22 protein-coding genes are annotated in these 24,821 nt (G+C 50.9%); 8 read left to right on the top strand and 14 right to left on the bottom strand.

Annotated elements, in window-relative coordinates; all coding sequences use genetic code 11:
• Positions 1–35: 35 nt before the first annotated feature.
• From J0X12_RS09535 to J0X12_RS09510, 6 genes are all read right to left on the bottom strand, one after another.
• Positions 36–1,229 carry an ABC transporter substrate-binding protein gene (locus J0X12_RS09535; RefSeq protein ID WP_207044837.1) on the bottom strand — a complete coding sequence of 398 codons (1,194 nt, stop codon included), beginning with the start codon at positions 1,227–1,229 and terminating at the stop codon, positions 36–38.
• A gap of 70 nt (positions 1,230–1,299) precedes the next feature.
• On the bottom strand, positions 1,300–3,132 hold the full coding sequence (locus J0X12_RS09530; protein WP_207044834.1) for an AMP-dependent synthetase/ligase: 1,833 nt from the start codon (positions 3,130–3,132) through the stop codon (positions 1,300–1,302).
• Positions 3,133–3,155: 23 nt separating this feature from the next.
• Positions 3,156–3,929 carry an ABC transporter ATP-binding protein gene (locus J0X12_RS09525; RefSeq protein WP_237688094.1) on the bottom strand — a complete coding sequence of 258 codons (774 nt, stop codon included), beginning with the start codon at positions 3,927–3,929 and terminating at the stop codon, positions 3,156–3,158.
• A 2-nt stretch (positions 3,930–3,931) separates the two neighbouring features.
• Positions 3,932–4,690 (bottom strand): ABC transporter ATP-binding protein, encoded by a 759-nt coding sequence (locus tag J0X12_RS09520; RefSeq protein WP_207045875.1) that lies wholly within the window; start codon positions 4,688–4,690, stop codon positions 3,932–3,934.
• A complete protein-coding gene (locus J0X12_RS09515) occupies positions 4,687–5,796 on the bottom strand; it encodes a branched-chain amino acid ABC transporter permease (RefSeq protein ID WP_207044831.1) in 1,110 nt (369 codons plus the stop codon). The genes J0X12_RS09520 and J0X12_RS09515 overlap by 4 nt, the downstream gene beginning before the upstream one ends.
• 2 nt (positions 5,797–5,798) lie before the next feature.
• Positions 5,799–6,692, bottom strand: coding sequence for a branched-chain amino acid ABC transporter permease (locus tag J0X12_RS09510; protein WP_273543416.1), 894 nt, complete (start codon positions 6,690–6,692; stop codon positions 5,799–5,801).
• Positions 6,693–7,184: 492 nt separating this feature from the next.
• Between J0X12_RS09510 and J0X12_RS09505 the strand changes: the two genes are divergently transcribed.
• The gene (locus J0X12_RS09505; protein ID WP_207044825.1) at positions 7,185–8,276 is read left to right on the top strand and encodes a PLP-dependent cysteine synthase family protein; all 1,092 of its coding nucleotides are present in this window, start codon (positions 7,185–7,187) and stop codon (positions 8,274–8,276) included.
• A gap of 82 nt (positions 8,277–8,358) precedes the next feature.
• On the opposite strand, the gene J0X12_RS09500 is transcribed toward J0X12_RS09505, so the two are convergent.
• Both J0X12_RS09500 and J0X12_RS09495 read right to left on the bottom strand, forming a co-directional pair.
• Positions 8,359–8,733, bottom strand: coding sequence for a DMT family transporter (locus J0X12_RS09500; RefSeq protein ID WP_207044823.1), 375 nt, complete (start codon positions 8,731–8,733; stop codon positions 8,359–8,361).
• 47 nt (positions 8,734–8,780) lie between these two features.
• On the bottom strand, positions 8,781–10,205 hold the full coding sequence (locus J0X12_RS09495; RefSeq protein ID WP_337925150.1) for a UbiA family prenyltransferase: 1,425 nt from the start codon (positions 10,203–10,205) through the stop codon (positions 8,781–8,783).
• Between the two features lie 254 nt (positions 10,206–10,459).
• Between J0X12_RS09495 and J0X12_RS09490 the strand changes: the two genes are divergently transcribed.
• On the top strand, positions 10,460–12,052 hold the full coding sequence (locus J0X12_RS09490) for a glycosyltransferase family 39 protein (RefSeq protein ID WP_207044819.1): 1,593 nt from the start codon (positions 10,460–10,462) through the stop codon (positions 12,050–12,052).
• Here the strand turns inward: J0X12_RS09490 and J0X12_RS09485 are convergent.
• Positions 12,049–12,942 carry a diacylglycerol/lipid kinase family protein gene (locus tag J0X12_RS09485; RefSeq protein WP_207044817.1) on the bottom strand — a complete coding sequence of 298 codons (894 nt, stop codon included), beginning with the start codon at positions 12,940–12,942 and terminating at the stop codon, positions 12,049–12,051. The two genes, J0X12_RS09490 and J0X12_RS09485, sit on opposite strands and share 4 nt — an antisense overlap.
• A gap of 144 nt (positions 12,943–13,086) precedes the next feature.
• Between J0X12_RS09485 and J0X12_RS09480 the strand changes: the two genes are divergently transcribed.
• The 3 genes from J0X12_RS09480 (at position 13,087) to J0X12_RS17595 (ending at position 16,502) form a co-directional block, all read left to right on the top strand.
• The gene (locus J0X12_RS09480; protein ID WP_207044805.1) at positions 13,087–13,944 is read left to right on the top strand and encodes a UDP-2,3-diacylglucosamine diphosphatase; all 858 of its coding nucleotides are present in this window, start codon (positions 13,087–13,089) and stop codon (positions 13,942–13,944) included.
• Entirely contained in the window at positions 13,872–14,930 is a 1,059-nt protein-coding gene (locus tag J0X12_RS09475; protein ID WP_237688093.1) for a glycosyltransferase family 4 protein, read from the top strand. Before J0X12_RS09480 ends, J0X12_RS09475 begins: the two co-directional genes overlap by 73 nt.
• 102 nt (positions 14,931–15,032) lie before the next feature.
• A complete protein-coding gene (locus J0X12_RS17595; protein ID WP_337925147.1) occupies positions 15,033–16,502 on the top strand; it encodes a cryptochrome/photolyase family protein in 1,470 nt (489 codons plus the stop codon).
• On the opposite strand, the gene J0X12_RS09465 is transcribed toward J0X12_RS17595, so the two are convergent.
• The 5 genes from J0X12_RS09465 to ugpB form a co-directional block, all read right to left on the bottom strand.
• On the bottom strand, positions 16,499–17,290 hold the full coding sequence (locus J0X12_RS09465; protein ID WP_207044800.1) for an SDR family oxidoreductase: 792 nt from the start codon (positions 17,288–17,290) through the stop codon (positions 16,499–16,501). The genes J0X12_RS17595 and J0X12_RS09465 overlap by 4 nt on opposite strands.
• A 139-nt stretch (positions 17,291–17,429) precedes the next feature.
• On the bottom strand, positions 17,430–18,515 hold the full coding sequence (locus tag J0X12_RS09460) for a sn-glycerol-3-phosphate import ATP-binding protein UgpC (protein ID WP_207044797.1): 1,086 nt from the start codon (positions 18,513–18,515) through the stop codon (positions 17,430–17,432).
• Positions 18,516–18,532: 17 nt separating this feature from the next.
• Positions 18,533–19,381 carry a sn-glycerol-3-phosphate ABC transporter permease UgpE gene (gene ugpE, locus J0X12_RS09455; protein ID WP_207044794.1) on the bottom strand — a complete coding sequence of 283 codons (849 nt, stop codon included), beginning with the start codon at positions 19,379–19,381 and terminating at the stop codon, positions 18,533–18,535.
• The gene (gene ugpA / locus J0X12_RS09450; protein ID WP_237688092.1) at positions 19,381–20,262 is read right to left on the bottom strand and encodes a sn-glycerol-3-phosphate ABC transporter permease UgpA; all 882 of its coding nucleotides are present in this window, start codon (positions 20,260–20,262) and stop codon (positions 19,381–19,383) included. The genes ugpE and ugpA overlap by 1 nt, the downstream gene beginning before the upstream one ends.
• Before the next feature lie 72 nt (positions 20,263–20,334).
• On the bottom strand, positions 20,335–21,651 hold the full coding sequence (gene ugpB, locus J0X12_RS09445) for a sn-glycerol-3-phosphate ABC transporter substrate-binding protein UgpB (protein WP_207044791.1): 1,317 nt from the start codon (positions 21,649–21,651) through the stop codon (positions 20,335–20,337).
• A 246-nt stretch (positions 21,652–21,897) separates the two neighbouring features.
• On the opposite strand from ugpB, the gene J0X12_RS09440 reads away from it, so the two are divergent.
• From J0X12_RS09440 to J0X12_RS09430, 3 genes are all read left to right on the top strand, one after another.
• Complete coding sequence (locus tag J0X12_RS09440; RefSeq protein WP_207044787.1) at positions 21,898–22,794, top strand: LysR substrate-binding domain-containing protein; 897 nt, start codon at positions 21,898–21,900, stop codon at positions 22,792–22,794.
• Positions 22,795–22,863: 69 nt separating this feature from the next.
• Positions 22,864–23,787: a bifunctional helix-turn-helix transcriptional regulator/GNAT family N-acetyltransferase gene (locus J0X12_RS09435; protein WP_207044784.1), complete on the top strand. Its 924-nt coding sequence runs from the start codon at positions 22,864–22,866 to the stop codon at positions 23,785–23,787.
• A complete protein-coding gene (locus J0X12_RS09430; protein WP_207044781.1) occupies positions 23,784–24,707 on the top strand; it encodes a DMT family transporter in 924 nt (307 codons plus the stop codon). Before J0X12_RS09435 ends, J0X12_RS09430 begins: the two co-directional genes overlap by 4 nt.
• The last annotated feature ends 114 nt before the right edge of the window (positions 24,708–24,821 follow it).

The raw sequence follows: 24,821 nt of genomic DNA, 5'->3' as shown, positions 1-24,821 counted from the left end.
CGAAAGCCGGGTTTTCCCCCTCCCACTACATTGTATTAATAGCTGATCGCACTGACCTTTTGCCATTTGTCACCAACAACCTGGTAGAGGGTTGCGCTGTTGCGCGCATCCGGTCCCAGATGATCTTCAGCAGAGAAGCTGTATGGCGCCCCTCCAAAAATATTCTGATAATCCTTGATGCTTTCGATCGCCTCTGCGACCTTTTCTGCCGTTATATCCCGGCCGGCCTTCTCAAGCGCCATGCCAAAAACCTGCATGGCATCATACCCGGCGATGGACTGCAAAACCGCATCTGCACTGAAGCGCGCCTTGTAGTCATCCATCCATGCTTTTACCTCTGGCGTCGCATCCTCATAATAGGGAATTGGGGATTGTCCCGTACCATAGAGGCCTTCCGTTAGACCCTTCGCCAGTGTCACATTTTCAGGAACGTAACCGGCTGAACTAACGACGAAAATCGGGTCATAGCCGATTTTCTTTGCGGTCGCCATGCTACCAATAGTCTCGCCGATAATCGTGCCGAGACAAACCAGTTCAACGCCTTCGGATTTAAGCTGCGCAATCTGTGAGGAAAAGTCCTTTGCTCCGCGCTTGAAGTTGGTTTTTACAACTTCCGGAAGTCCCATGGCTTTGGCCTGATCTTCACACCCATGCAGCACATTCTTCCCAAAATCATCATCCTGGTACAGAACGCCGATTTTTTTGATGCCCTTATTGTCGACAAAATATTTCACCGCAGCCTGCATCTGGTCGCTATACGGTGTAAAACCGCCAAACTTTAACTTGTGATACGGCTCGAACATTTCGTTTGCTGCCGTAACAGGAAACACATTCAACACGCCCATCTTCAGCGCGCGTGGCATGGTTACCATGTTGGTTGGCGTCCCCAACGCGCCAACAAGAGCAAAAACCTTGTCCTTTTTGAGCAACTTGTCACCTGCCTGCGCAGCCTTGTTCTGCTGATACGCGGAATCCTCGACAATGAGTTCAATCATACGGCCATTAACACCGCCTTTTTCATTAATTTGATCGACAGCCATTCGCATGCCATTAGTAACCGGAACGCCCCAAAGAGCAACAGGTCCGGAAAGCGGTTGGTGCGACCCTAAAACAATTTTATCGTCGTAAATACCCTGATCGGCTGTTGCGATTCCAATCGATCCGGCAAATACCGCCGCAATCGTCGCGACCGCTCCCAAAGAGACTTTTAAAAAGCTTCTACGTTTCATGGTTATTCTCCCAAATTTTTCCCTGATAACGACATAATACCCTATTTTTCTAATTTATCGAAACTCCCAATCAAGCATACATTGTATCGATCAGTCCTTTATATTTCTGATTTACGAAGGACCGCTTCAGCTTCATGGTCGGCGTCAATTCATCGTCCTCTGCGGTCAGGACTTCTTCAATCAACCGGAAATCCTTTATGGTCTCGACCTGTGCAAAATTCTTGTTCACCTTTTCGACTTCCTCTCGGATCAGATCCAATACCTCTCTGGTTTTGCAAAGGCTTTGAAAATTCGTGAAAGGCACATCGAGATCCTGCGCATATTTTTCCACATTCTCATGATCGATCATAATCAGGCAGGTCAGGTATTTCCGCTTGTCCCCGATAACAACTGCATCCGAGATATAGGGACTGAACTTCAATTGATTTTCAATTTCCGACGGTGTGATGTTTTTACCGCCGGCAGTAATGATAATATCTTTCATCCGGTCGGTGATTTTAACAAATCCGTTGTTATCGACATACCCGACATCGCCTGTATGCAGCCAGCCATCGGTCACCGTTTCTGCGGTTTTCACCGGCTGATTTAGGTAGCCGAGAAAAACATGCGGACCTTTCAGTAGTATCTCCCCTTCTTCGGAAATGCGCACCTGGGTATCCGGTGCGGCTACCCCCACCGTCCCAAGCTTGAGCTGATCCGGCAGATTGGTCGTCGCCACGCCGGTATTCTCCGTCTGCCCGTACACCTCATACATGCTAAGACCGAGTGCCCAATACCACTTAATCAGGTCCGGAGAAATTGGGGCGGCGCCTGACCCGAGATAATGCGCGCGATCAAGCCCAAGCAGGCGCTTTATATTTTTAAGAACCAAATGGTCCGCCAGCCAGAATTTCAACTCTTCCAGCTTGCTTGGGGCTTCGCCGTTTAATTTCTTTTCCGCAATCGCAAAGCCGGTTTCAATCGCTAGCTTATAGGCGAGCTGTTGCAATGCCGTCGCTTCTTTCAATTGAAGAGTGATCGCAGAGTAGAATTTTTCCCAGATACGCGGGACCGCAAAGAAGACAGTTGGCGACACTTCGCGGATATTTTCAGGGACCGTGTCCGATCCCTCGACAAAATTGATCACGGAACCGGCAAAGAGTGGCAGGAATACGCTAAAGGAGCGCTCAGCCACATGGCAGAGGGGAAGAAAGGAAAGCTGCTCATCCTCCGGACCATAGTCAATAATCGGTGTCAAATTCGCGATTTGGAACATCAGGTTTCGATGCGAAATCATCGCCCCCTTCGGCGGTCCTGTCGTTCCGGAGGTATAGATCAGAATTGCCAGATCCTCCGGCTTGGAGAGATTGATCTGTTCCTCCCAGAAATTCGGGTGCTTCTCATGATATTCCCGGCCAAGCAGATAAAGCTCATCAATGCTGATGACCATGTCGTCCTTGAAGTCGCGCAGGCCTTCCATATCGAGGACAATGATTTTCATAAGCTCTGGCAGCCGCGCGCGCACTTCCAGAATTTTATCAAGTTGCTCCTCATTCTCCGCGATAAAAATCCGTGTGCGTGAATCCTGGCAAAGATATTCCACCTGTTTCGAGCTATCCGTCGTATAGACGCCGTTACTCACCCCGCCAACCCCCAGCGTTCCCATGTCCAGATAGAGCCATTCAGGGTTGTTCTCGCTTAAGATCGAGACCGTCTCGCCACGTTTAAGGCCAAGCGCCACCATTCCCAGTCCACAATCGCGCGCCCTTTCCCCATAGTCAGACCAGGTGATGCTTTGCCAGATGCCAAAATCCTTTTCACGCATCGCAACCTTCTTGTCATGTTGCTTGACACGCTTCCAGAAGAGTTGACAGGTCGTCGTGGCGCCATCGATGACCGTAGGTGGGTAACTCAATGCGTTCATATTTCCCTCCAGCCTCAGGCTATCTATCGCCAGGTTTTTCGCTTTTTCCAACGGCGTTTTCCACGGACGCCGTGGTCCTGTATCCCGAGATAGAATTCCCGGATATCCTCCTTTTGCAGAAGATTATCGGTCGTATCCTCCATCACAATGCGGCCCACCTCCAGAACATAGCCAAAATCCGCTGTATGGAGGGCAATATTGGCGTTCTGCTCGACCAGCAGCATTGTCATTCCCTGCTCTACATTCAGCCGCTTGATGATCGTGAAGATTTCTTTTACAAGGCGCGGACTAAGACCGAGGCTGGGTTCATCCAGCAGCATCAACTTGGGCCGCGCCATCAACGCCCGACTGATCGAGAGCATTTGCTGCTCGCCCCCAGAAAGCTGACCTGCCGGCTGCTCCGCCCGTTCTTTCAAGATCGGGAAGTAGCTGTGTACCAACTCGACATCCTTGGCGATCGCATCCCTGTCTTTTCGGGTATAGGCCCCCATCATCAAATTGTCCTGGACGGTTAGAAACGGGAATACTTCCCGCCCTTCCGGAACATGGCTGATCCCCTGACGCATCACCCAGTCCGGGTCGCGCTTCTGGATTTCCTGTCCGTCGAACTCCACAATCCCCTTTTGCGGATCCATGATACCGCTGATGGTTTTCAGGATCGTCGTTTTCCCCGCTCCATTCGCGCCCAAGACCGTGGCAATTTGTCCGTCACGTACATCAAGCGAAATTCCACGAATTGCCATGATCGGCCCATAATAGGTTTCGATATTCCGGACTTTCAGGATCGCATCACTCATCTTTACTCTCCCAGATACGCCTTGATGACTTCCGGATCGTTCTGCACATCCTGAGGAGATCCGAAAGCCAGCATCCGCCCGTAATTAAGGACCAGAACCTGATCGGAGACTTCCGATACCAGCCCCATATCATGCTCGACCATCAGCACCGTTATTCCGAGGTCCTTTTTGATATCGTCTATCCAGAACGACATATCCTGTGTTTCCTCGACATTGAGGCCAGAAGAAGGTTCATCCAGTAATATCAATCTAGGCTCGGTGCATAGCGCCCGGCCAAGCTCCACCACCTTGCGCACACCATACGGCAGGTTCATGATCAGGCTTTCCCGGTAATGCTGCAAATCTAGAAAATCAATTATCTCTTCCACCTTTTCCCGGTGCGCGACTTCCGCTTTCCGAACCGATGGCAAAAAGGCTAGCTCAGACAGCAAACGCGTCTTCGAGTGACAATGGCGCCCAACCAGCAAATTCTGCAATACACTCGCATGTTCAAATAGCTCGATATTCTGGAAAGTCCGGGCTATTCCCAGGCTGGCGATGGCGTGCGGCGGAACCTTGGTAATGTCCTGACCGTCAAATGTCATCGTTCCCTCGGTAGAATCATAAATCCGGCTAATCAGGTTAAATATGGTGGTCTTACCGGCGCCATTCGGTCCGATAATGGTAAAGCATTCGCCCTGATTGATCTCGAAATTGACGCCATCGACCGCCTTAACGCCGCCGAAATAAATTGCCAGATTTTCCGCCTTGAAAAAGCTCATTTCAACCGTTCCGACTTCATATAGGCTTTCTGGCGCTTGAAGGTGGCTTTCTTGTAGACAGGGAACATCTGGAAATAATGCTTTATCTTCAGCCAGCGGCCATAAATGCCATAGGGTTCAAATATAATGACCAGCACCAGGATCAGGCCGAAAATAAAGGGCTCCATTCCCGGTGTCTCCGCAATTGAAGTTGGGAGATAATCTTTCAGGATGGCCAGACCCTGGGGCAAGGCCAGAACGAAAATGGCACCGAATATCGCACCATGAAGCGACCCGATGCCTCCAACGACGACCAGCACCAGCAGTTCCAGAGACTGGAACACCGTGAAACTCTCAGGTGACAGAAATCCCAGCTTGTGGGCGAAAAGAGCCCCCGCGAGGCCAGTCACCCCTGCACTCAACGCGAAGGCCGTTGTCTTCACACGTGCCAGATTGACTCCCATGCTTTGCGCGGAAATCTCGGAGTCACGTATAGCCATCATTGCCCGGCCGGTTGGAGAACGCAGGAGATTGATCGACATCAGCAGCACCACAATGAGCAGCCCGAGGCAAAGAAAATAGAAGGGTGCGCCGTCCGTCAGCTCCAAATCTCCAACATATAGAGATTCAACCAACAGACCCGTATAGCCGTTAGTGACACTTTCCCAGCGAGATAGAATCTCCTCAATCACAAGGGCGAAGGCAAAGGTCGCAATAGCCAGATAAATACCCGTCAGCCTAAGAACAGGGACGCCAATTGCCACGCCTGCCAGCGCTGCAAAAATAGCCGCGAGAGGCATGGAAAGGAAAAACGGGAAGACAACCGGCTCATCCATAAAGGGTAGTGGCACCCCATTACTTGTCAGGACGGCTTCCGTATAGGCACCGATGCCAAAAAAGGCGGCATGGCCAAGGCTGACCAACCCGGTATACCCCGCCAGCAGCATCAACCCGACACCCGCCATGGCAATTATGTAAAGCTGCGTCATCTGGCCGATGTAGTATCCCTCCAGAAAGAAGGGAGCCGCGAAGACGATCAGTAGCAGCAGCCCGTAGGACCAGTAATATCCTGAATGTTTCGCAATTCGAATATCCTGGTCATAATCCGTTTTAAAAAGAAACCGCATTGCTACACCCTCTTTCCGGTTTTCTGACCGAACAGCCCTTGCGGCCGGACAACCAACACAACGAGCAATACAACATAGGCGGCAACATTCTTGAATCCGGGCGGCAGGTAAAAGCCCGCGAGAGTTTCGATAATGCCGATAATCAGCCCCCCGACAACCGCGCCGGGGATCGAGCCGAATCCGCCGAGCACCGCTGCCGGAAAGGCTTTTAGCCCGATGAAGCCCATACTGGTATCAATCAATGTGGTCGGCGCGAGAAGGATGCCCGCGGCGGCGGCCACTGCCGCACTGATACCCCATATCATCGAGAAAACGGCCTTGACCGGAATCCCCATATAGTAGGCGGCGAGCTGGTTTTGCGACGATGCCTGCATGGCAACACCCAGTCGGGTGTGAGTGAAAAAGGCGTAAAGAACAGCACAGAGTATAATAGTCGCGATAATAACGGACAGATCCGTTTGCGATATCACAAGAGAGCCAACCGATTCCGGAACCAGGCTCATACCTTCACTGGAAAACGGCGTGGAAATCGCGTAGGTTTCGGTTCCCCACCCCGGAACCATACCGGCTGCACTGCGTGCCATGTACCCAAATCCAATGGTTACCATGACAATGGAAAATTGTGGCTGCCCCAGCACCGGCCGGAGAAATATTCGGTCGACGAAGTTGCCAACGAAGAACATACAGAAGATCGCAGCGGCGGCTCCAGCCCAGTAGTTCCATCCAAGTATAGATATAAAGGTATAGGCAAGAAAAGCACCGAGCATCATCAACTCGCCCTGCGCGAAATTGACAACCTCCGTCGCCTTATAGATCAACACGAAACCGAGAGCGACCAAGGCATAGATACACCCGATAGACACGCCCCCGATGACTAACTGAAAAAATTCAAACAGGATAGCCTCCCACTATTGTCCGATTTTTTTAGTTTTTCACACCGCATTACTTATTGGACGAATACGGCAGTATTAAAAGTATAGGCAAGCGTTTTGCCAAGCGTCAATAAAACATTTTAACAAAAGTCGTATTTTTTTGTTCGCATTTGCAATATAAACCAATTTATAAACACCTATTAAATAAAATTGTCTATTTAATTACTTTTACTTTATTTTAAAAAATATAGACTCCCACGATTACTTAACACGTAACAATTTTATGTATCTTCAAACGATTAAATCTGCACATATGATACAGCAAGCCTAAAACTCGAAGTTATCGAATGCTGCACCGCGCGAATACAACAAAAATGTTGTCATATTCTCCCGTCGTAGATTGCGTTAGATTTGTTTATACAACATGATTATCGTCAGACTGCCTTTAAGACATCATCAGTTCTTCATTAACTGCTAGGCGACCAAGAGCCGGGCACAATAAATCGGGAGTGAAACATGGAACAGAATTCTAAGGGTGACCCACGTACCACGGACGGAATTGGGCATCTATTTGACTCAATCGTCGACACCATCGGTAACACGCCCAGTATCCGCGTTAACCGACTGGCGCCTGCTGGTGTCGAAATATATGTGAAGGCGGAATTTTTCAATCCGGCGGCCTCTGTGAAAGACCGGCTTGCGATTTCTATAATTGAACAGGCGGAAAAGCGCGGGGACTTGAAGCCGGGCCAGACTGTTATTGAAGCCACCAGTGGCAATACTGGCATTGGACTTGCCATGGTCTGCGCCGCCAAGGGATATCCCCTCGTCGTTACCATGGCGGACAGCTTTTCGATCGAACGGCGCAAACTCATGCGTTTTCTTGGCGCAAAAGTAGTGCTTACTCCAAGGGCGGCAAAAGGTTTCGGTATGTATCAAAAGGCGAAGGAACTTGCCGAGGCCAACGGATGGTTTCTTGCGCGTCAGTTTGAAACATCGGACAACGCATTGATCCATGAAAATACAACTGCTCGGGAGATTATAGCCGATTTCAAAGGACATCGTCTTGACTACTGGGTCAGCGGATACGGGACGGGTGGCACGATGACAGGCGTCTCCCGCGTCCTTAAGAGGGAACGTCCGGAGACCAAGATTATCCTGACGGAACCGGCCAATGCACAGCTGGTTGGCAGTGGCGTTGCCCAGGAACGCGATGCAAGCGGATCGCCGAGTGAAGGCCATAAATCCTTCGAACCCCACCCAATCCAGGGCTGGACACCGGATTTTATCCCGCTGGTTCTGCAGGAATCCCTGGATCAGGGATATTATGACGAACTCATTCCAATTGCAGGTGCGGAAGGCATCGAATGGTCCCAGAAACTAGCCCAGAAGGAAGGGATCTTCACAGGCATATCGGGCGGGTCAACTTTCGCAGTTGCCATGAGGATTGCCGAAAAGGCGGCGCCGGGATCGGTTATTCTCTGCATGCTGCCCGATACTGGTGAACGTTACCTGTCTTCACCGCTCTTCGAAAATATCGTCGAGGACATGACGGACGAGGAAATCGCTCTCTCCCTCTCAACGCCGGGCTTCCATATGCCTGCATAAATTCAAGTAACGCAAAAATTCGCTTCGACGGCTACCTGACTTAATTCCAGTCACCGAAGCGGGTTTTTGCGTTAATTCCTATCTATGCCGACCGTCCGACAAGCACGCATCCGCCAACAATCAGGATTGTCCCGATAATCCGCATCGGCGTGACATTTTCGTTCAACAACAGAATCCCGAACAGCATAGTGACCACAAAGCCGATGCCGACAAAAGGGTATGCAACACTCAGGTCGACTTTCGACAGGACCCAGAGCCAAAGCACGACACTCAACGCATAAATAATCAAGCCAAACCAGATGAACGGTGAGAATAGGGCTGCCAAGGCAGAATCATAAATTCCGGACTGCATCGCCGCCTGCATTTTCTGATCCGCCACCCCCAGCTTCAAGACAAGCTGCGCACAGGCGGACGCAAAAACCGTCAGCAGGATCAAGCTGAGAACAAGGAATGACATTTTATGAGCCTCCTATTTGCACATCACTTGCGACGCGGCGGGTAAAATCAAAAAGTAATATATTTTGCGAGAAACAGAACCACAACAAAACTGACCCCGACAAGCTGGCTTGCCCGGTCCTTTATGGCGAAAACAACCGGATCATCCGGAATTTCACCCCGACGCGCACAGACCCAGATATGATTACCCCAAAACAGCACAACCAAACATAAAAGCCAGAGAACCTCCGGGCTGGCATATGAACTCAATACAAACGGGCTGTTGATATACAGCGCGAGAATAACCACCGCCGCTGTAAAGTTCGTGATGCCAAGGCCAAACATGGTTTCACGGTCATCCGAGGAGTATCCGCGACCGCGAACCTTGCTGTCATTTTCGGCCAGGGCCGCAACCTCGATATATCGTTTCATGAAGGCTAGGCTGACGAAAATAAAGACCGAAAACGCGATCAGCCATGAGGATAACTCCACATCTGTAGCAGCCGCCCCAGCAACCACCCGCAATGTATATAGGATCGCAAGCGTCATGACATCGACCGTCGTGATCCGTTTCAGCAAGAAGGAATAGGCATTCGTGATCGCAAAATAAACGAGCAGAACGCCGACAAATGCGACGGGCAAAAAGGCCAATGAAAGCACGAAAGCCAATATCGGGAATCCGACTGCGCCGGCTACTCCCAGCGGCAGTGGAAGCGCTCCTGACGCAATCGGCCGGTATCTTTTGCTCCGATGCCGGCGGTCTTCCTGCAAATCAAGAAGGTCATTCAGGAAATAAACACCGGATGCACAGAAGCTGAAACAGACAAAGGCGAGCAGGGCCAAAAACAGATGTATGAAATCCGAATATTCGTGCGACGTTACCAGCGGCACAAATATAAGGACATTCTTGGCATATTGATGCGGTCGCATTTCCTTCACGAAGGCCTTCAGGGTGGACGACTCGGATTTTGTCTGCCAGACCAGCTTACCGTTCTGTTCTGCCTCCGCAACATACTGAGCGGGGGCGTTCACCATGATATTCGCCGCGGCCGCCCGCCATATTGGCGCGTCTACCGCACTGTCCCCGGCATAGGCGAATTCCTCATCGCCAATCAATTCCTTGATAGCAGCGAGCTTGTTGGAACCCTTCAGGTTATAGTTACCCTCCGTCGCCATGACCCTGTCAAAAATCCCCAGATGCTCCGCCACCTGATTGGCGTAGTCTCGATGGCTTGCCGTCGCGAGGATAATTTCCTTACCCTGAATTTTCAGTTGTTTCAAATAGGCGATTAATGCCTCTTCATAAGGGAGATATTCGGCATCTATTTTGATTAGGTGAGCAATCTTTTCCTTGGCATAGGCGCGCCCCTTTAGCAGCCAGAGAACTAGACGGAAAATCTTGAATGGATTACCTTTAAGGTATCGCAGCAGTGATTCCACGAATAAGTCCGTGCGAACCAAAGTACCGTCCAAGTCCACGACAACATATTTCACGTTCTCAAACAACGAATTCTCACCTTCATATTCCCCAGATTGTCATGAACAGTCCGGTATATTAACATCCCTCTAGTTCAGCAACCGTATCTTTCGTAATTGAAACCCAGTGTGTATCGAATAAACGTTAATTTTAGCTTTCTTTTCCCTAATTCTAGAATAAACAGGGATGCGGACCAGCATTAATCAAATTATAGTCTGTTAACGCTAATTGGCGTGACATTTTTACGTTGAAATGAACCGGAGTAGAAAGTTTGCACGATCAGGGCGGGCAGGCGAAACAGTTTTGGCACTATGGCTTTCTGGCTGTCGTCATCGTTATATCGCTGTCCATAAAAATCATTCATGAAGGAGCTCTTCCCTATTGGCTGGACGAAGGCTACACCGCCTGGTTTGCTAAATTGTCATTTCGCGAGATCTGGTTCTGGCTCCCGGAAGTAGAGGCGCATCCGCCGCTCTACTATAGCCTTGTAAAGCTTTGGGGTCTGATTGAAGCAGACGATACGGGATTATGGCACCGGTCCCTCTCTATTATCCTTAGCTTTTTACTGGTTGTTTGCTCCTATTTTTCAACAAAAAATACCGCTTCGTATCTCCAAACAGAAGGAAATGGCGCGGCGCTTTTTAACAGTGTCCTGATCTGCTTTAGTCCGGTTCTCGTGTGGTATTCGATTGAAGCCCGGCCCTATATTCTGCTTTTCCTGACATATTCCCTGGCAATATTAGGACTGGTTTCAATTTTCTCGGACGATGACAGGTCAACGCTGAAGGGGTGGGCAATTTTTGCTGTTGGCACGCTTCTGACCAACTGGTCCCACCATCTGGGTGGTATTTTTACGGCGGTATTGTTCTTGTCCCTGGCTGCGCATTGGGCCCTCGAGCTAAAATTCAGAAGAGGTTTTCTCCTGAAACTTCTGCTTTGCTTTGTTCTTGTGCTTGCGCTTTCTACCCCGCTGATCATTCAGATAGCAAGACAAGTAATCCATTGGGAAGCTTCCAGCTGGGTCGCCGAACCCACAATCACGAGCTTTACTCAGATCATGCGGCGGATTTTCGGCTTTGGGTATACCGACAAGCTTATCGATACGGCCTTTGGACCCTACACGATCATTCATACCGGTCGGCTTGTACTTGGTCTGGCAACGGCCCTATTATCGGTTGCGCTTGTTCTATTTGGTCTTTATCAGATCATCCGCCGGAAGGCATATTCACTTGCCTGCTTCTTCCTGCTAAGTTGTTTTGCCGTCCCCGTCGTCTCCTTCGCTATTTCGTTACTGGGCCCGAACATTTTCCTGGAGCGCACCTTGCTGCCGGGCCTTATCCCCTATTTTATGCTGCTGTCTCTAGCGATTGAGTTCTTGAGAAGCAGGCTGCTTCGAAACATCATCAAGATTTTCTATGTTGCAGTTCTACTCGTCGGGCTTGTGGCTATGTTGCGTTCAGGCGAGAAAGAACCCTGGGACGAAATTATGGCGAGCCTTGCAACCCAAACCCGTGGAAATGATGTCGTCCTTCTGATGCCAAATGACCTTTATCTCCCGTCCAGTCTCTATATTTTCGATCCGGATTTGGCGGAGCGAATTAAGAGCGTTCCGGCGAAATATCCGGCCGTCAAATATTCAAACTTCTACCCAGACGGATTTCCCGCAGTTCCGGGGGTTCGCGCAGAAGATGCACAAGTTATCCGGGACCTAGTTGACGGCAAGGATCGCGTTTTTCTGGTGACACGGCAACCTGCCCTATTTGATCCGAAAGGCGTAACAAGAAGGACTTTGGGGGAGCAGTTTACCCCTGCGGAGGAACAAGTTTGGGACAATATTCGCGTAGAACGTTTTGATCGCAACTAGACTGCCGCCCGAAGTATCATCAGCGGCTTTGGATCCAGGGAAACTTTCACCGGCGTAACAAGACCGCCATCACCGTCACACTGGCAGGGAAACTCCCTTGACGCTGTCAGCAATATTGGCATGTCTGTCACCAGTGTTTCAACATCGGGCAAGCGGGAAATCCGGTTTAGGAGCAGGGCCACACCATAACGCAAGGCATTCACAATGCCCGATCCTTTAAATATAAGAACATCGAGCCGTGGTTTATCTAATCCGCCATCGGGCGCGATAATAAAAGGACCCCCGTAGTATTTCGCCTTTGAAATGACGACAGTTCCGGCACTGTAATGCGTACCATTTATCTTGATATCGAGCTTCATATCCTGAAATCCGGATATCGCTCGCACCGCCGCGACAACATAGGCAATGGCGCCAAAACGCTTTTTCTGATTTGAATTCAGGGCCGCAACCGCAAGGGAGTCATAGCCAGCCCCGAGCATCAGCAAGAACCGTTTATCATTTGCGACGGCCGTATAGGCCGGCACAGGATCCGCGTGCACCAGGGTCTCCACCGCCTTATCTATCGACACGCCAATTCCGAGCTCACGCGCGAGTACATTCGCCGTTCCGAGAGGGATAACACCGAGGGGCAGCGCGCCTCCTGTAAGCCCGTTCAATATCTCCGAGACAGTACCGTCTCCACCGGCCGCAACAAGAACAAGGTCAGGTTCATTCCTGCTGATCAGTTCCTGTGTAAGGAATGTTGCATGGCCAGGACCGCTGGTTTTCAGAATTTCAACCTCGCACCGGGTTTCTGCTAATCGCAACAGTGCCTTTGAAAATCTGCTTTTGTTTCGCATCCCGGAAGTTGGGTTGTGAATAATTACCAGGCGCCTATTCGCTGGAGTCATGTGACTGACTTTCTATCGCAACAAAAACATAACCAAGCAGTCATCAAACTGACCCGCAGAACACATAGACATTGTCCATAAGATTGTTTCGTCATTTAAAACTTTTAATGACCATTTGATGACAAGCCAGCAGAGTCATGCGTAATGGATGCCCGTGCAATAAGCCATAAATATCGGTCCATATGGATATCTGACATACATTTGGGCACTCCCGGATGCAAGGCTGAGTTCCTGCTGGATTTCCTGCGAAGCACCAAAAGCGAGAACCTCTACCTTGTCGGCGATATCATCGATGGATGGAGCTTGCAGCAAGGCTGGTATTGGCCACAGGCTCATAATGACGTCGTACAGAAAATATTACGGAAAGCGCGACAGGGAACCAGGGTGGTTTTCATTCCCGGCAATCACGATGAATTCGCCCGGAACTATGTTGATCACGATTTTGGCTCCATTCAGGTCGTGCATGAAACCGTTCACAAGACCGCGGACGGCCGAAAATTCCTTGTTCTGCATGGCGATGAATTTGACGTCGTGGTCAAATACGCTCGCTGGCTTGCCTATCTTGGGGACTGGAGTTATGGCCTATGCCTCAAACTCAATGACACGCTCAACATCATTCGTCAACGGCTGGGATATCCTTACTGGTCCCTCTCAGCCTACTTGAAACTGAAGGTGAAGAATGCCGTCAAATTTATCGCGGACTTTGAAAACGCCCTCGCCGACGTAGCGCTGGACCGAGGTGTTGACGGCGTTATCTGCGGCCATATCCATCACCCCGAAATTCGCGAGATCAACGGCGTCACTTACTGCAATGACGGGGACTGGGTGGAAAGCTGCTCGGCTCTTGTCGAACATTTCGACGGCCGTCTTGAACTCATTCACTGGATGGGCGCGGTTGCTTCCCTCTCCGACATACAAGGAAACAAATCATGCGACTCGTCCTCGTTACCGATGCCTGGCATCCTCAAATCAATGGGGTTGTTCGGACGCTCTCGAACCTGAGGGACTATTTGACGGGCCTGGGCGACGACGTCATCATGGTGACGCCGGAGCTTTTTTTCTCCGTACCCTGCCCGACCTATCCCGAAATTCGGCTGTCCCTTTTCGCGGCGCGGAAAATCCGCAAGATTTTCACGGATACACCGCCGGATGCCGTCCATATCGCGACAGAAGGGCCACTTGGCTTCGCGGCCCGTCGCTACTGCCTTAAGAACAATATCCCCTTCACCACCGCTTTCCACACGCGTTTTGCGGAATATGTACATGCCCGCATCCGTCTTCCCATTTCATGGGGCTATGCGGGGTTACGCTGGTTTCATCGGCCTTCCCGCGCCATCATGGTGGCGACACCAAGCCTTCAAACCGACCTTGAGAGCAGAGGCTTCCAGCGCATCCAGCGCTGGACCCGAGGAATAGACACCGAGCTTTTTCATCCAAGAGAAAAGGATGCCCTCACTCAAAAACGTCCCATATTTCTGTATGTTGGCCGTGTTGCCGTCGAAAAAAATATCGAGAAATTCTTAAGGCTCGATCTACCGGGCACCAAGGTAGTAGTTGGCGATGGCCCGCAACGAAAGGATCTGGAGAAAAAATATCCGCTGGCCGCCTTCCTCGGAATGAAAGAGGGGAACGACCTCGCAGAAATATACGCCGCTGCCGATGTATTTGTATTCCCGAGCCGGACGGATACATTTGGCCTTGTGCTGCTGGAGGCACTTGCCTGCGGTGTGCCCGTTGCCGCCTATCCCGTTACCGGGCCACTTGACGTTATCGGGGATCACCCCGTGGGTATCCTTGATGAAGACCTTAAGAAAGCGGCGATTGAAGCGTTGGACATCGATCCGGCGACATGTCGTGAGTATGCCTTGGGTTACTCCTGGGCAACGAGCGCAAATCAGTTCAAGAATAATCTGGTGATTTTTACGGACACCAGAAAGGACCTTCTTGTGCCTAAATCCCATCAGGAAACAGAAGAAGTCGCCCAATAGAAAATTATTAGGTTAATGTTCACAATTGGTGATCCGGAGCCTGCCGGGCCCCGTACCAATATGTGAAAGATCATCCTAACATTAACCAAAGTTTTCCACCCCGTGACAGCTCACCATTCAAATAACGCCCTTGCAATTCACTGGTTTCGGCAGGATTTGCGCTTGTCTGACAATCCTGCTTTATCGGCGGCCGTAGCAGCTGGCAGACTTCTCCCTATTTACATTCTGGACGATAAAAATGCGGGCAACTATCGGATGGGCGGCGCCAGCCGATGGTGGCTCCACCATTCCCTGAACGCGCTCAATAGCAGCCTTGGTGGCAAGCTCCGGGTCTATTGCGGCGATGCGGCTGAAATTCTTCCGAAACTTGCGCAGGAAACGGGTGCTCGAACCGTCACATGGAACCGTTGCTATGAGCCCTGGCGCGTTCAACGGGACAAGAAAATATTGGCAGAGTTAAAGCAGTCCGGCATAGAAGCAATTTCCATGAATGGCTCCTTGTTACGGGAACCATGGGATGTCCGCAAGGCGGATGGCACGCCCTACCGGGTATTTACCCCTTATTTTCGCAAAGGATATCTCGAAAGGCCGGTGCCGGAAAAACCGCTTTCATCTCCCGAAAAAATCATGTTCTTCGATGGTGATACGATAGAAAGTACCGCCGCGATTTCCGACCTTGGGCTCCTTCCCTCTAACTGGGATTTGAAAAAGCCGACAGTTTGGAAGCCCGGCGAGAAAGGCGCGCAGGACAGATTGCATCATTTTCTGGACAATGGTCTTGAGGGCTATAATAAAGGCCGGAACTATCCGGCGGCAGAGAATTGCTCTTACCTCTCACCTCATCTGCATTTTGGTGAAATATCGCCACGCCAGGTTTCATATGCGCTCCCCTTCCGAGAGCAGTCTGTGCAATGTGAAGAAGATCTTCGTCAATTCCGGATGGAGCTTGTCTGGCGGGAATTTTCACACAGCTTGCTCTATTTTTCTCCTGAATTGCCGCATAAAAATCTGCAAGAGAAGTTTGACTCCTTTTCCTGGCGCAAGGACCCCGCTGACCTTCAGGCATGGCAGAAGGGACAAACGGGTATCCCGATTGTCGATGCCGGGATGCGGGAACTTTGGCAGACCGGCTTTATGCATAACCGGGTGCGCATGGTCGCCGCATCGTTCCTTGTGAAAAACCTGATGATCGACTGGAGAGAGGGGGCGCGCTGGTTCTGGGACTGCCTGATTGATGCGGACCTCGCAAATAACAGCGCGAGCTGGCAATGGGTCGCCGGCTGCGGCGCCGATGCCGCACCCTTTTTTAGAATTTTCAATCCGGCAACCCAAGGGACACGCTTTGACCCGCAAGGCGACTATACCAGGAAATATGTTCCCGAACTCGCGGCTCTCCCTGACAAATGGCTGTTCAATCCCTGGGACGCACCGCAAACGGTATTGAAGGAAGCCAATGTCACGTTAGGCGAGACCTATCCGCACCCGATTGTTGATCTTAAAATCTCGCGCCAACGCGCGCTAGATGCCTATGCCGCACTAAAATCAGCTGATCGAGCAACAGAGACTTCTTAGGTTATTCCCGCTGTATACATCCGGTTTGCCGTCGGGCTGATCACTAACTGATTAACGCAGACGCGCTTATCAAGTTGCGCCAGGAACAGGATTGTCTCACCCAGGTCCTCCCCCTGTAACATCACGGCTTTTTCATCATCCGTAACCTTAACAGGCCGATTGTCCAGGATTGGCGTCGCCACTTCGCCCGGGCAAAGTGCGCAAGAACGAATTCCGTTGATCGCCTCTTCCATGTTAATGCTCTCGCTCATGGCAACCATACCATGTTTCGCCGCCGTATACGCCGGTCCGGTCATTTTCGATACCCGTACGCCTGCCCAGGAAGAGACATTGATAATTAGTCCTTCTTTCTGCCGACGCATGATCGGCAGGATGGAACTACAGCAATAAAAGGCGCCATTCAGATCAATATCGACGACGGAATCCCATCCCTCCGTATCGACCTCACTCCAGCTCCGTTTCTTGACATTTATTCCGGCACTTAACACGGCAACGTCGAGGCGGGAAAAACGCTTCTCAATCCGGTCGGCCACTGCCGCAACCTGATCCGCGTCAGCCACATCGAGTTCCTCGATCACAGGCTCCTTGCCAACAGCCCGGATCATCGCCTCTGTGTCTGCCAGCTTCTCCTTACGCCGGCCAGATAACACAACCTCCATGCCCGCACGCGCCAGACAGACGGCGCCCGCTTGACCTATTCCCGTTCCCGCTCCCGTGATCCAGGCAACCTTGCCTTCAAGATTCCGTAGTGCCCCCATTGTATTTCCGTTCGAAGCTATCCCTGCCATTGTTATTTTTCCTTATTTTGACTCATACACAGGCGCAAAACCACGACTTGCGACAGAGGCTTCGCACCTATATCCGCAAACAGCATATCCAACATGCCGCCGTTTGTCCCGACGATACATTAAGTTTGGTTGGGTAAATTTAAGAGAGCCGCCGCTCGGTTTTCGGATCAAACACATGCAGGTGATCCGGTGATACGCGGATCGGCAAGACTTCCCCGCCTTTGATATGTCGGATTCCCTCCAGTCTAACCGTCAGGTCGGACTTGCTTTCACCGAAATGACCGTGAACCAGCGTGTCCGCGCCAAGCTGTTCAACCATTGTTACTGTCATTGGAACAGCATCAGGCGCGCCAGCGACCAGTTCCAAATGTTCTGGCCGGACACCAAGGATCACATCTTTTCCGCCATGTTCAGCCATTCCTCCGTCTCCGAGCGGCAATGCCTCCTGACCGGAAATAGTGATCGTCTTTCCCGCCGCATCAATCCGGGCTTCCGCAAAATTCATCGCAGGAGAACCGATAAAGCCAGCAACAAACAGAGACTCCGGACGTTGATAAAGTTCGATCGGCGTCCCCAACTGCTCGACATTGCCGGCATTCAGCACCATCAAACGATGGCCCAGCGTCATGGCTTCAACCTGGTCATGCGTCACATAGATACTGGTAATGCCAAGATTTGCCTGAAGGGTCTTTATTTCCAGACGCATCTGCACCCGAAGTTTTGCATCCAGGTTGGAAAGCGGTTCATCGAAGAGAAATACACTCGGTTCACGTACAATGGCGCGCCCCATGGCAACACGCTGTCGCTGACCGCCACTCAATTGCCGGGGCTTGCGTATCAGCTGCTCGTCTGTCAGTTCAAGGATGGTTGCGGCTTTCTTGACACGTTCTTCAATCTCCGCCTTTGGCAACCCCATGATCTTGAGGCCATAGGCCATGTTCTTATAGACGCTCATATGCGGATAAAGCGCGTAATTCTGGAACACCATCGCGATATTCCGCTCCGACGGTTCCAGATTATTGACGTCGCGATCACCGATGCTTAATCGCCCCTCAGTAATTGATTCCAGCCCCGCGATCATCCGCAGCAGGGTGGACTTACCGCAGCCCGACGGACCGACCAGGACGAGAAACTCCCCCTCTTCAATTGCAACATCTACGCCGTGGATTGCCTTAAATCCATTCGGATAGGTTTTGCGAATACCCTCTAGAACCACCCTTGCCATCGTCTAATTTTCCCAGTTTATTTTTCGGTTTCCGTCAGCCCCTTGACGAAGAGACTTTGCATAAAAATAACCACAAAGATCGGCGGCAGCATCGCAAGCAACGCGGTCATCATGATAACATTCCATTGCGGCACCTGTTCCGCCGCTTCCAGCATCTGCTTGATCCCCATTACCACCGTATACATGCCAGGCTCGGATGTGATCAGGAGCGGCCAGAGATATTGGTTCCAGCCATAGATAAAGAGGATCACAAAGAGGGCTGCTATATTGGTCCGCGACATCGGGATCAGTATGTCCCAGAAAAACCGCATGGGTCCTGCTCCGTCAATCCGCGCCGCCTCCAGCATCTCGTCGGGAATGGTCAAAAACACCTGACGAAACATGAAGGTCGCGGTCGCCGAGGCTATCAACGGGATGGACAGACCCCAGTAGGAGTCTAGCATACCCAGATTGGCGACAACCTCATATGTAGGCAGAATCCGGACCTCAACGGGCAGCATCAGCGTGACAAAAATCATCCAGAAGAAAAACATGCGGAACGGAAAGCGGAAATAGACAATGGCAAAGGCCGATAACAGGGAAATCGCGATCTTGCCGACCGCTATCATCATCGCCATGATCAGACTGTTCAGCATCATATAGGCGACGCCATTCCCGTCCATCCCGCTCATTCCCCGGTTCAGGGCAATATCGAGATTCTCGAAAAAATATCCTCCGGGCAGCATTGGCAGGGGAACTTGCGTCATCCTGATTTCTGGATGGCTGGCCGCGACAAACATAATCCAGATAGGCAGCGCAATAACAGCCACGCCGAAGAGCAGCATGATATGGGAGAAAATTGTTAGTAGCGGTCTGTTCTCAACCATCAGTAGGCCACCCTCTTCTCAACATACTTAAACTGGATAACCGTCAGGCCAATCACAATAATCATCAGGATTACCGATTGAGCCGCTGAACCGCCAAGATCGAGGCCGACGAAACCATCGTTAAAGACCTTATAGACCAGGATATTTGTTGCCCCGGCCGGACCGCCAGCCGTCACAACATGGATAACGCCGAATGTTTCAAAAAAGGCGTAAACGATGTTGATAACAAGCAGGAAGAACGTCGTCGGGGACAAAAGGGGCAGGATAATATCAAATGTTCGGCGCAGCGGACCGGCACCATCAATTGCCGCCGCCTCAATCAGTGATTTCGGAATGGATTGCAGACCCGCGAGGAAGAAAAGGAAATTATAGGCGACTTGCTTCCATGCCGACGCCATGACGACCAATGCCATCGCCTCCCCGCCGTTCAATTGGTGATTCCATTCATACCCGAGGGCGGACAAGGCATAGCTGATAATGCCAAGCGTCGGGTTAAACATAAAGACCCAAAGAGCACCAGCAGTTACCGGTGCAACCGCATAGGGCCAGATCAGAAGCGTCCTGTAGGCACCGGAACCCTTGATCACGCGATCGGCAAAAATAGCGAGTACCAACGCGAAGGACATGGAGAGAAAGGCAACGAGAAACGAAAAGACCACCGTGATCTCGAAAGAACTCCAGTAGAGCGGATCGTGAATGAGTTCTTCGAAATTCTTGAACCAGACAAACTCGGTTTTCAGCCCGAACGCGTCTTCCAACAGTAACGACTGATAGAGTGCCTGGCTGGCGGGCCAGATGAAGAAAACAAGTGTGACCACGATCTGCGGAAATACTAGAAGAAAGGGCAACACGGATGGCCCGAAGTGAACATTCTTCAACATAACCTGCAACCTCTCGGGATGCGCCGCCGCAGCACTATTGCACCGCGACGGCTAACATCGGAAAATCAAACGTTATGATCCGTTTGCTTCTTCAAACTTACGCAAGAGAGCATCGCCACGCTTGACGGCATCATCCATGCCCTGCTCCGGTGTCTTGCTCTTGTTCCAGATTGCTTCCATTTCTTCATTGATGATGTCGCGGATCTGGACAAAGTTACCGAACCGGATACCCCGAGAGTTTGGTGTCGGTGTATTCAGGCTAAGCTGCTTAATCGCTATGTCCGTACCCGGATTTTCCTCATAAAATCCCTGCTTCTTAGAGAGTTCATAGGCAGCAGTCGTGATCGGAACATATCCTGTTTCCTGATGCCACCAAGCCTGCACTTCGGGAGAGGACAGATAGGTCATAAACTTTGCAACACCATTATAGTCATCATCTGCTTTCCCGCGGAGCACCCAAAGTGTGGCCCCACCGATGATCGAGTTCTGCGGCTTGTCGATTACATTCGGATAGTACGGCAGCATAGTCTGGCCGAAGTTGAACTTGGCCTGACTTTTTATGGAGCCATAATATGCGGAGGAATTCATCCACATACCACATTCACCGTTCGTGAACATCGGCAGGCTGTCCCCACGGCGTCCACCGTAGACAAACAGGTTACCGGTTTCCCAGTCCTGCAGGTTCTTGATATGGGTTTTGACGATATCGTTATTAAATTCAAAAGTGGTTTTCGTGCTCTTGAATCCGTTTTCTTCCGTACCCATCGGGATATTGTGCCAGGCGCTGAAATTCTCGACCATAACCCAGGACTGCCAACCAAATGAAAACCCGCATTTATATCCGGCAGCGACAAGCTTCTCCGAAGCTTCCTTCACTTCCGGCCAGGTTTCGGGAACTTTGGAAACGCCGGCCTTATCAAGCGCGTCCTTGTTATACCACATAACAGGCGTGGAGCTGTTAAACGGCATCGAGAGCAGTTCACCCTCGGACGTCTGATAGTAGCTGATCACAGCAGGCAGATAATCGGACTTGTCAAAAGGCTCGCCGGTATCTTTCATCATTTGTTCAACTGGATAGATAGCGCCTTTGGCTGCCATCATGGTCGCGGTACCAACTTCAAAAACCTGAACGATATGGGGCTGTTTTTTCGCGCGGAATGCTGCGATTGCCGCCGTCATCGTTTCCGTATAATTACCCTTGAATGTCGGGACGACTTTAAAGTCCGATTGCGTAGCGTTGAAATCTTCCGCAATCTTGTTAACCCGTTCGCCGTTGGTGCCGCCCATGGCGTGCCACCACTGGATTTCGGTAACCGCCGAAGCGACACCGGTTCCGCTCATAAAGGCAGCCAGGGCCGCCGGTAGAACTAGTTTTTTGAATATAGCCATAATGTTTCCCTATAGGTTGTTTATAAAACATCACGGTATGCGATGCCCGAATCTGATTTCTTTCAGCAGGAGGCAACCCGTCCCCTCCTAACAGAGTATAGGTATTTGCCCGACCTTCAATTACGGTTTAATGACAGCCGCACAAACTAATTCGAGATTCCACAATTTACGTGGTTAGTGATAATCTATGCGAATAACTCCATAATACAGTGTTATGGGATTGGGTGATTTTCAGGGAAAATTGGCATGAATCGGTTAAGGCAATTGGAAGCGTTCAGAGCCGTCATGATAGCGGGTGGGGTGACCTCCGCCGCCAAGATGCTTAATATCTCGCAGCCGGCAGTTAGCCGACTTATTGCCAGTCTTGAGAAATCCCTCAAAATACCTCTTTTCGATCGACGTCAAGGGCGGTTGCATCCTACGTCCGAAGCCGAGTTTTTATATAGCGAAGTCGACCGGGCAATTACCAATCTCGATCATGTCACGCAGCTTGCCGCGGATATCCGCAACCAAAAGGCCGGCCATCTGCGCATAGCCTGTCTTCCAGGGTTCGCTACCTCTCTCCTGCCGCGTGTCGTGGCTGAATTCCTCGCGGATCGACCAGATGTTACGATGTCTATTCAAACCCGAAGTTCCGCGAGGGTCCGCGAATGGATCGCTGCTCAGCAGTATGACATCGGCATTGCCGATGAATTTGAGGGCCATAGCGCTGTCAATCATGAGTCTGTCAATATCCGGACGGTCTGCGCCCTCTCAAGTCGCCATCCTCTCGCCAGCCAGCAGGTCATCACGCCGAATGATCTTGATGGATTGCCGATGATCATTCAGGATCGCCAGAACCGCTTCTATCACGCCGTCAAAGCCGCATTTGATGCGTCCGGCGCCGTCCTTAACCATCGCGTCGAGGTGCGTCAGTTTGCGACGGCTTGCTTGCTCGCCGAGCAGGAAGTCGGCATCGCAGTGGTTAGTTCGATTGACGCAACGGAATATGTCGGTCGCGGTTTGGTGACAAGAACCTTCGAGCCCCAACTCCCCTTCCGCCTTGATATTCTCTATCCAAAATTTCATCCGCGATCTCTTTTGATGCAGGAATTTATTGCAGAATTTCGCGAAAGTTTAACGCCGTTCATATTAGCAGACTAGCGCGCCCTCCAATTTATTTGACAAAATCCATTATTTCGTTGTCATATTACAACGAAATAGGGAGGAATAATGGCCGTCTCTGAAAAGCGCATCAATGCTGTTAGAAAATTCAACAGATTCTATACAAAGCATGTTGGCGCCCTTAACGAGGGGCTGTTGAATAGCCGCTTTTCCCTCACGGAAATGCGCGTGCTCTACGAACTCTATTCCGGTGATAACCTGACCGCCGGCGATCTCGTAAAAAGTCTCTCACTAGATCCTGCCTATCTCAGCCGTATCCTCAAAAAATTCAAGTCTGAAGGATTACTGAAAACAGCGAAAAGCGCGAGAGACGGACGACAGCGAGTCCTCATTTTCACGGAAGAAGGGCGACGCGATTTCACTCCCTTCATAAAGGCGTCTCAAGATGAGGTCGCGGCCATACTCACTCTGCTCTCCGATGCCGAGCAAATCCGGCTGATTGAAGCGATGAACCTCATTTCATCTACACTTGCCCCTGCCGAGGAAATAACAGACCCGGTTATTATCCGTAGTCATCGTCCCGGCGATATCGGCTGGGTAATTCATCGTCATGGCGCTCTTTATGCGCAAGAGTACGGATTCGACAGCAGTTTTGAAGCACTGGTTGCGAAAGTCGGAGAGGATTTTCTGACAAACTACGACCCAGAATTCGAGCATTGCTGGATCGCCGAGCGAAACGACGTCATTCTCGGCTCCGTTTCTCTGGTTAAGAAAGACTTGTCAACCGCCCAGTTGCGCCTGCTTTATGTCGAGCCGACGGCACGAGGTCTCGGTGTTGGCCGCAAGCTGGTTGACGAATGCATTCGCTTCGCCCGCCGCAAAAATTATGTAAAGGTGACCCTCTGGACCAACAGCACCCTCTATGCGGCAATCCATCTATATGAAGAGGCCGGGTTTAAGCTGATTGACGAGGAGCCACACCATAGCTTTGGGCAGGATCTCGTTGGGCAGACCTGGGACTTAATCTTATGAACCGCACCAACCTGGCTTTGACGGCCGCCGCCATGAGTGGTCTTGTTGTGGGGGCCGCTACGGTAGCGACCGGATCAATTGTCAGTGAGATCGGTCCGGTTACAATTGCCTTTTGTCGTTACCTGATCGGTGTCCTGCTTTTACTTCCGTTTGCAGTTCGCATTCGATGGACCCCGGTGTCGCCGCGGGATTTCGTGTTGATCCTGCTCTTCGGAATTTTCCAGTTCGCAATCCTCATCATACTACTGAATTTTTCCGTTATTTATATTGCCGTGGGTCTCGCTGTCCTCATCTTCGCAAGTCTGCCCCTTCTCACGATGGCCTTGGCAATTATGCTCGGACGCGAGCAATTTACTTACCGCAAACTTACCGGAATTGTGCTGACAATTGTTGGTGTTGGATTTGCCGTAGGCGCAACAGCGTTCGTACAAGATATCGGGTCAATGGGATGGGTTGGTATCGGAGCGGCGCTCTTGAGCGCCTTTTTAGGGGCGCTCTGCTCCGTCCTCTATGGTGCTTACATGCCCCGCTACCCGACATTACAAATCAGCACCATGGCAATGGGATGTGCGGTTGTTTTCCTATTTGGGCTCGCCGTTATGGAAGGCATGATCGATGCCGTTCCTGGCTTTTCGACGATGACATGGATCATCTTGTCTTTTATCGGTTTCTCCAGCGCAGTGGGCTATTTCTGCTGGCTTTTCGCCCTCGCCTATATTCCGCCTTCCAATGTAACGGTATTCTTAGGCCTTAGCCCGATCACAGCTTCGATCCTCGGCGCCCTGTTTATCGCACAACCCCTATCAGTTCAGGATTTGATCGGAGCGGCGCTGGTAATCACCGGTCTTGTTATTTCGCTGTGGCGCAAGGAAGATGCAGACGCTACTTCAGCAAACTCGCTAAATGCCACAGATGATTGAATGCTTTTGTTAACTAAATAATGCGAAAATTGGTTTCCTTGGAGGATTTGTGCTACGCAGCATAGACCGGATTGAGTGTGGCAGCTAGAAACCGGGCCTTTTTAGGCAATGCAG

The sequence above is a fragment of the Sneathiella sedimenti genome, assembly GCF_017313765.1.
Taxonomy (GTDB): Bacteria; Pseudomonadota; Alphaproteobacteria; order Sneathiellales; family Sneathiellaceae; genus Sneathiella; species Sneathiella sedimenti.
Note: the sequence above shows the minus strand (reverse complement) of the source record. Positions and strands in the feature narration are given on the sequence as shown.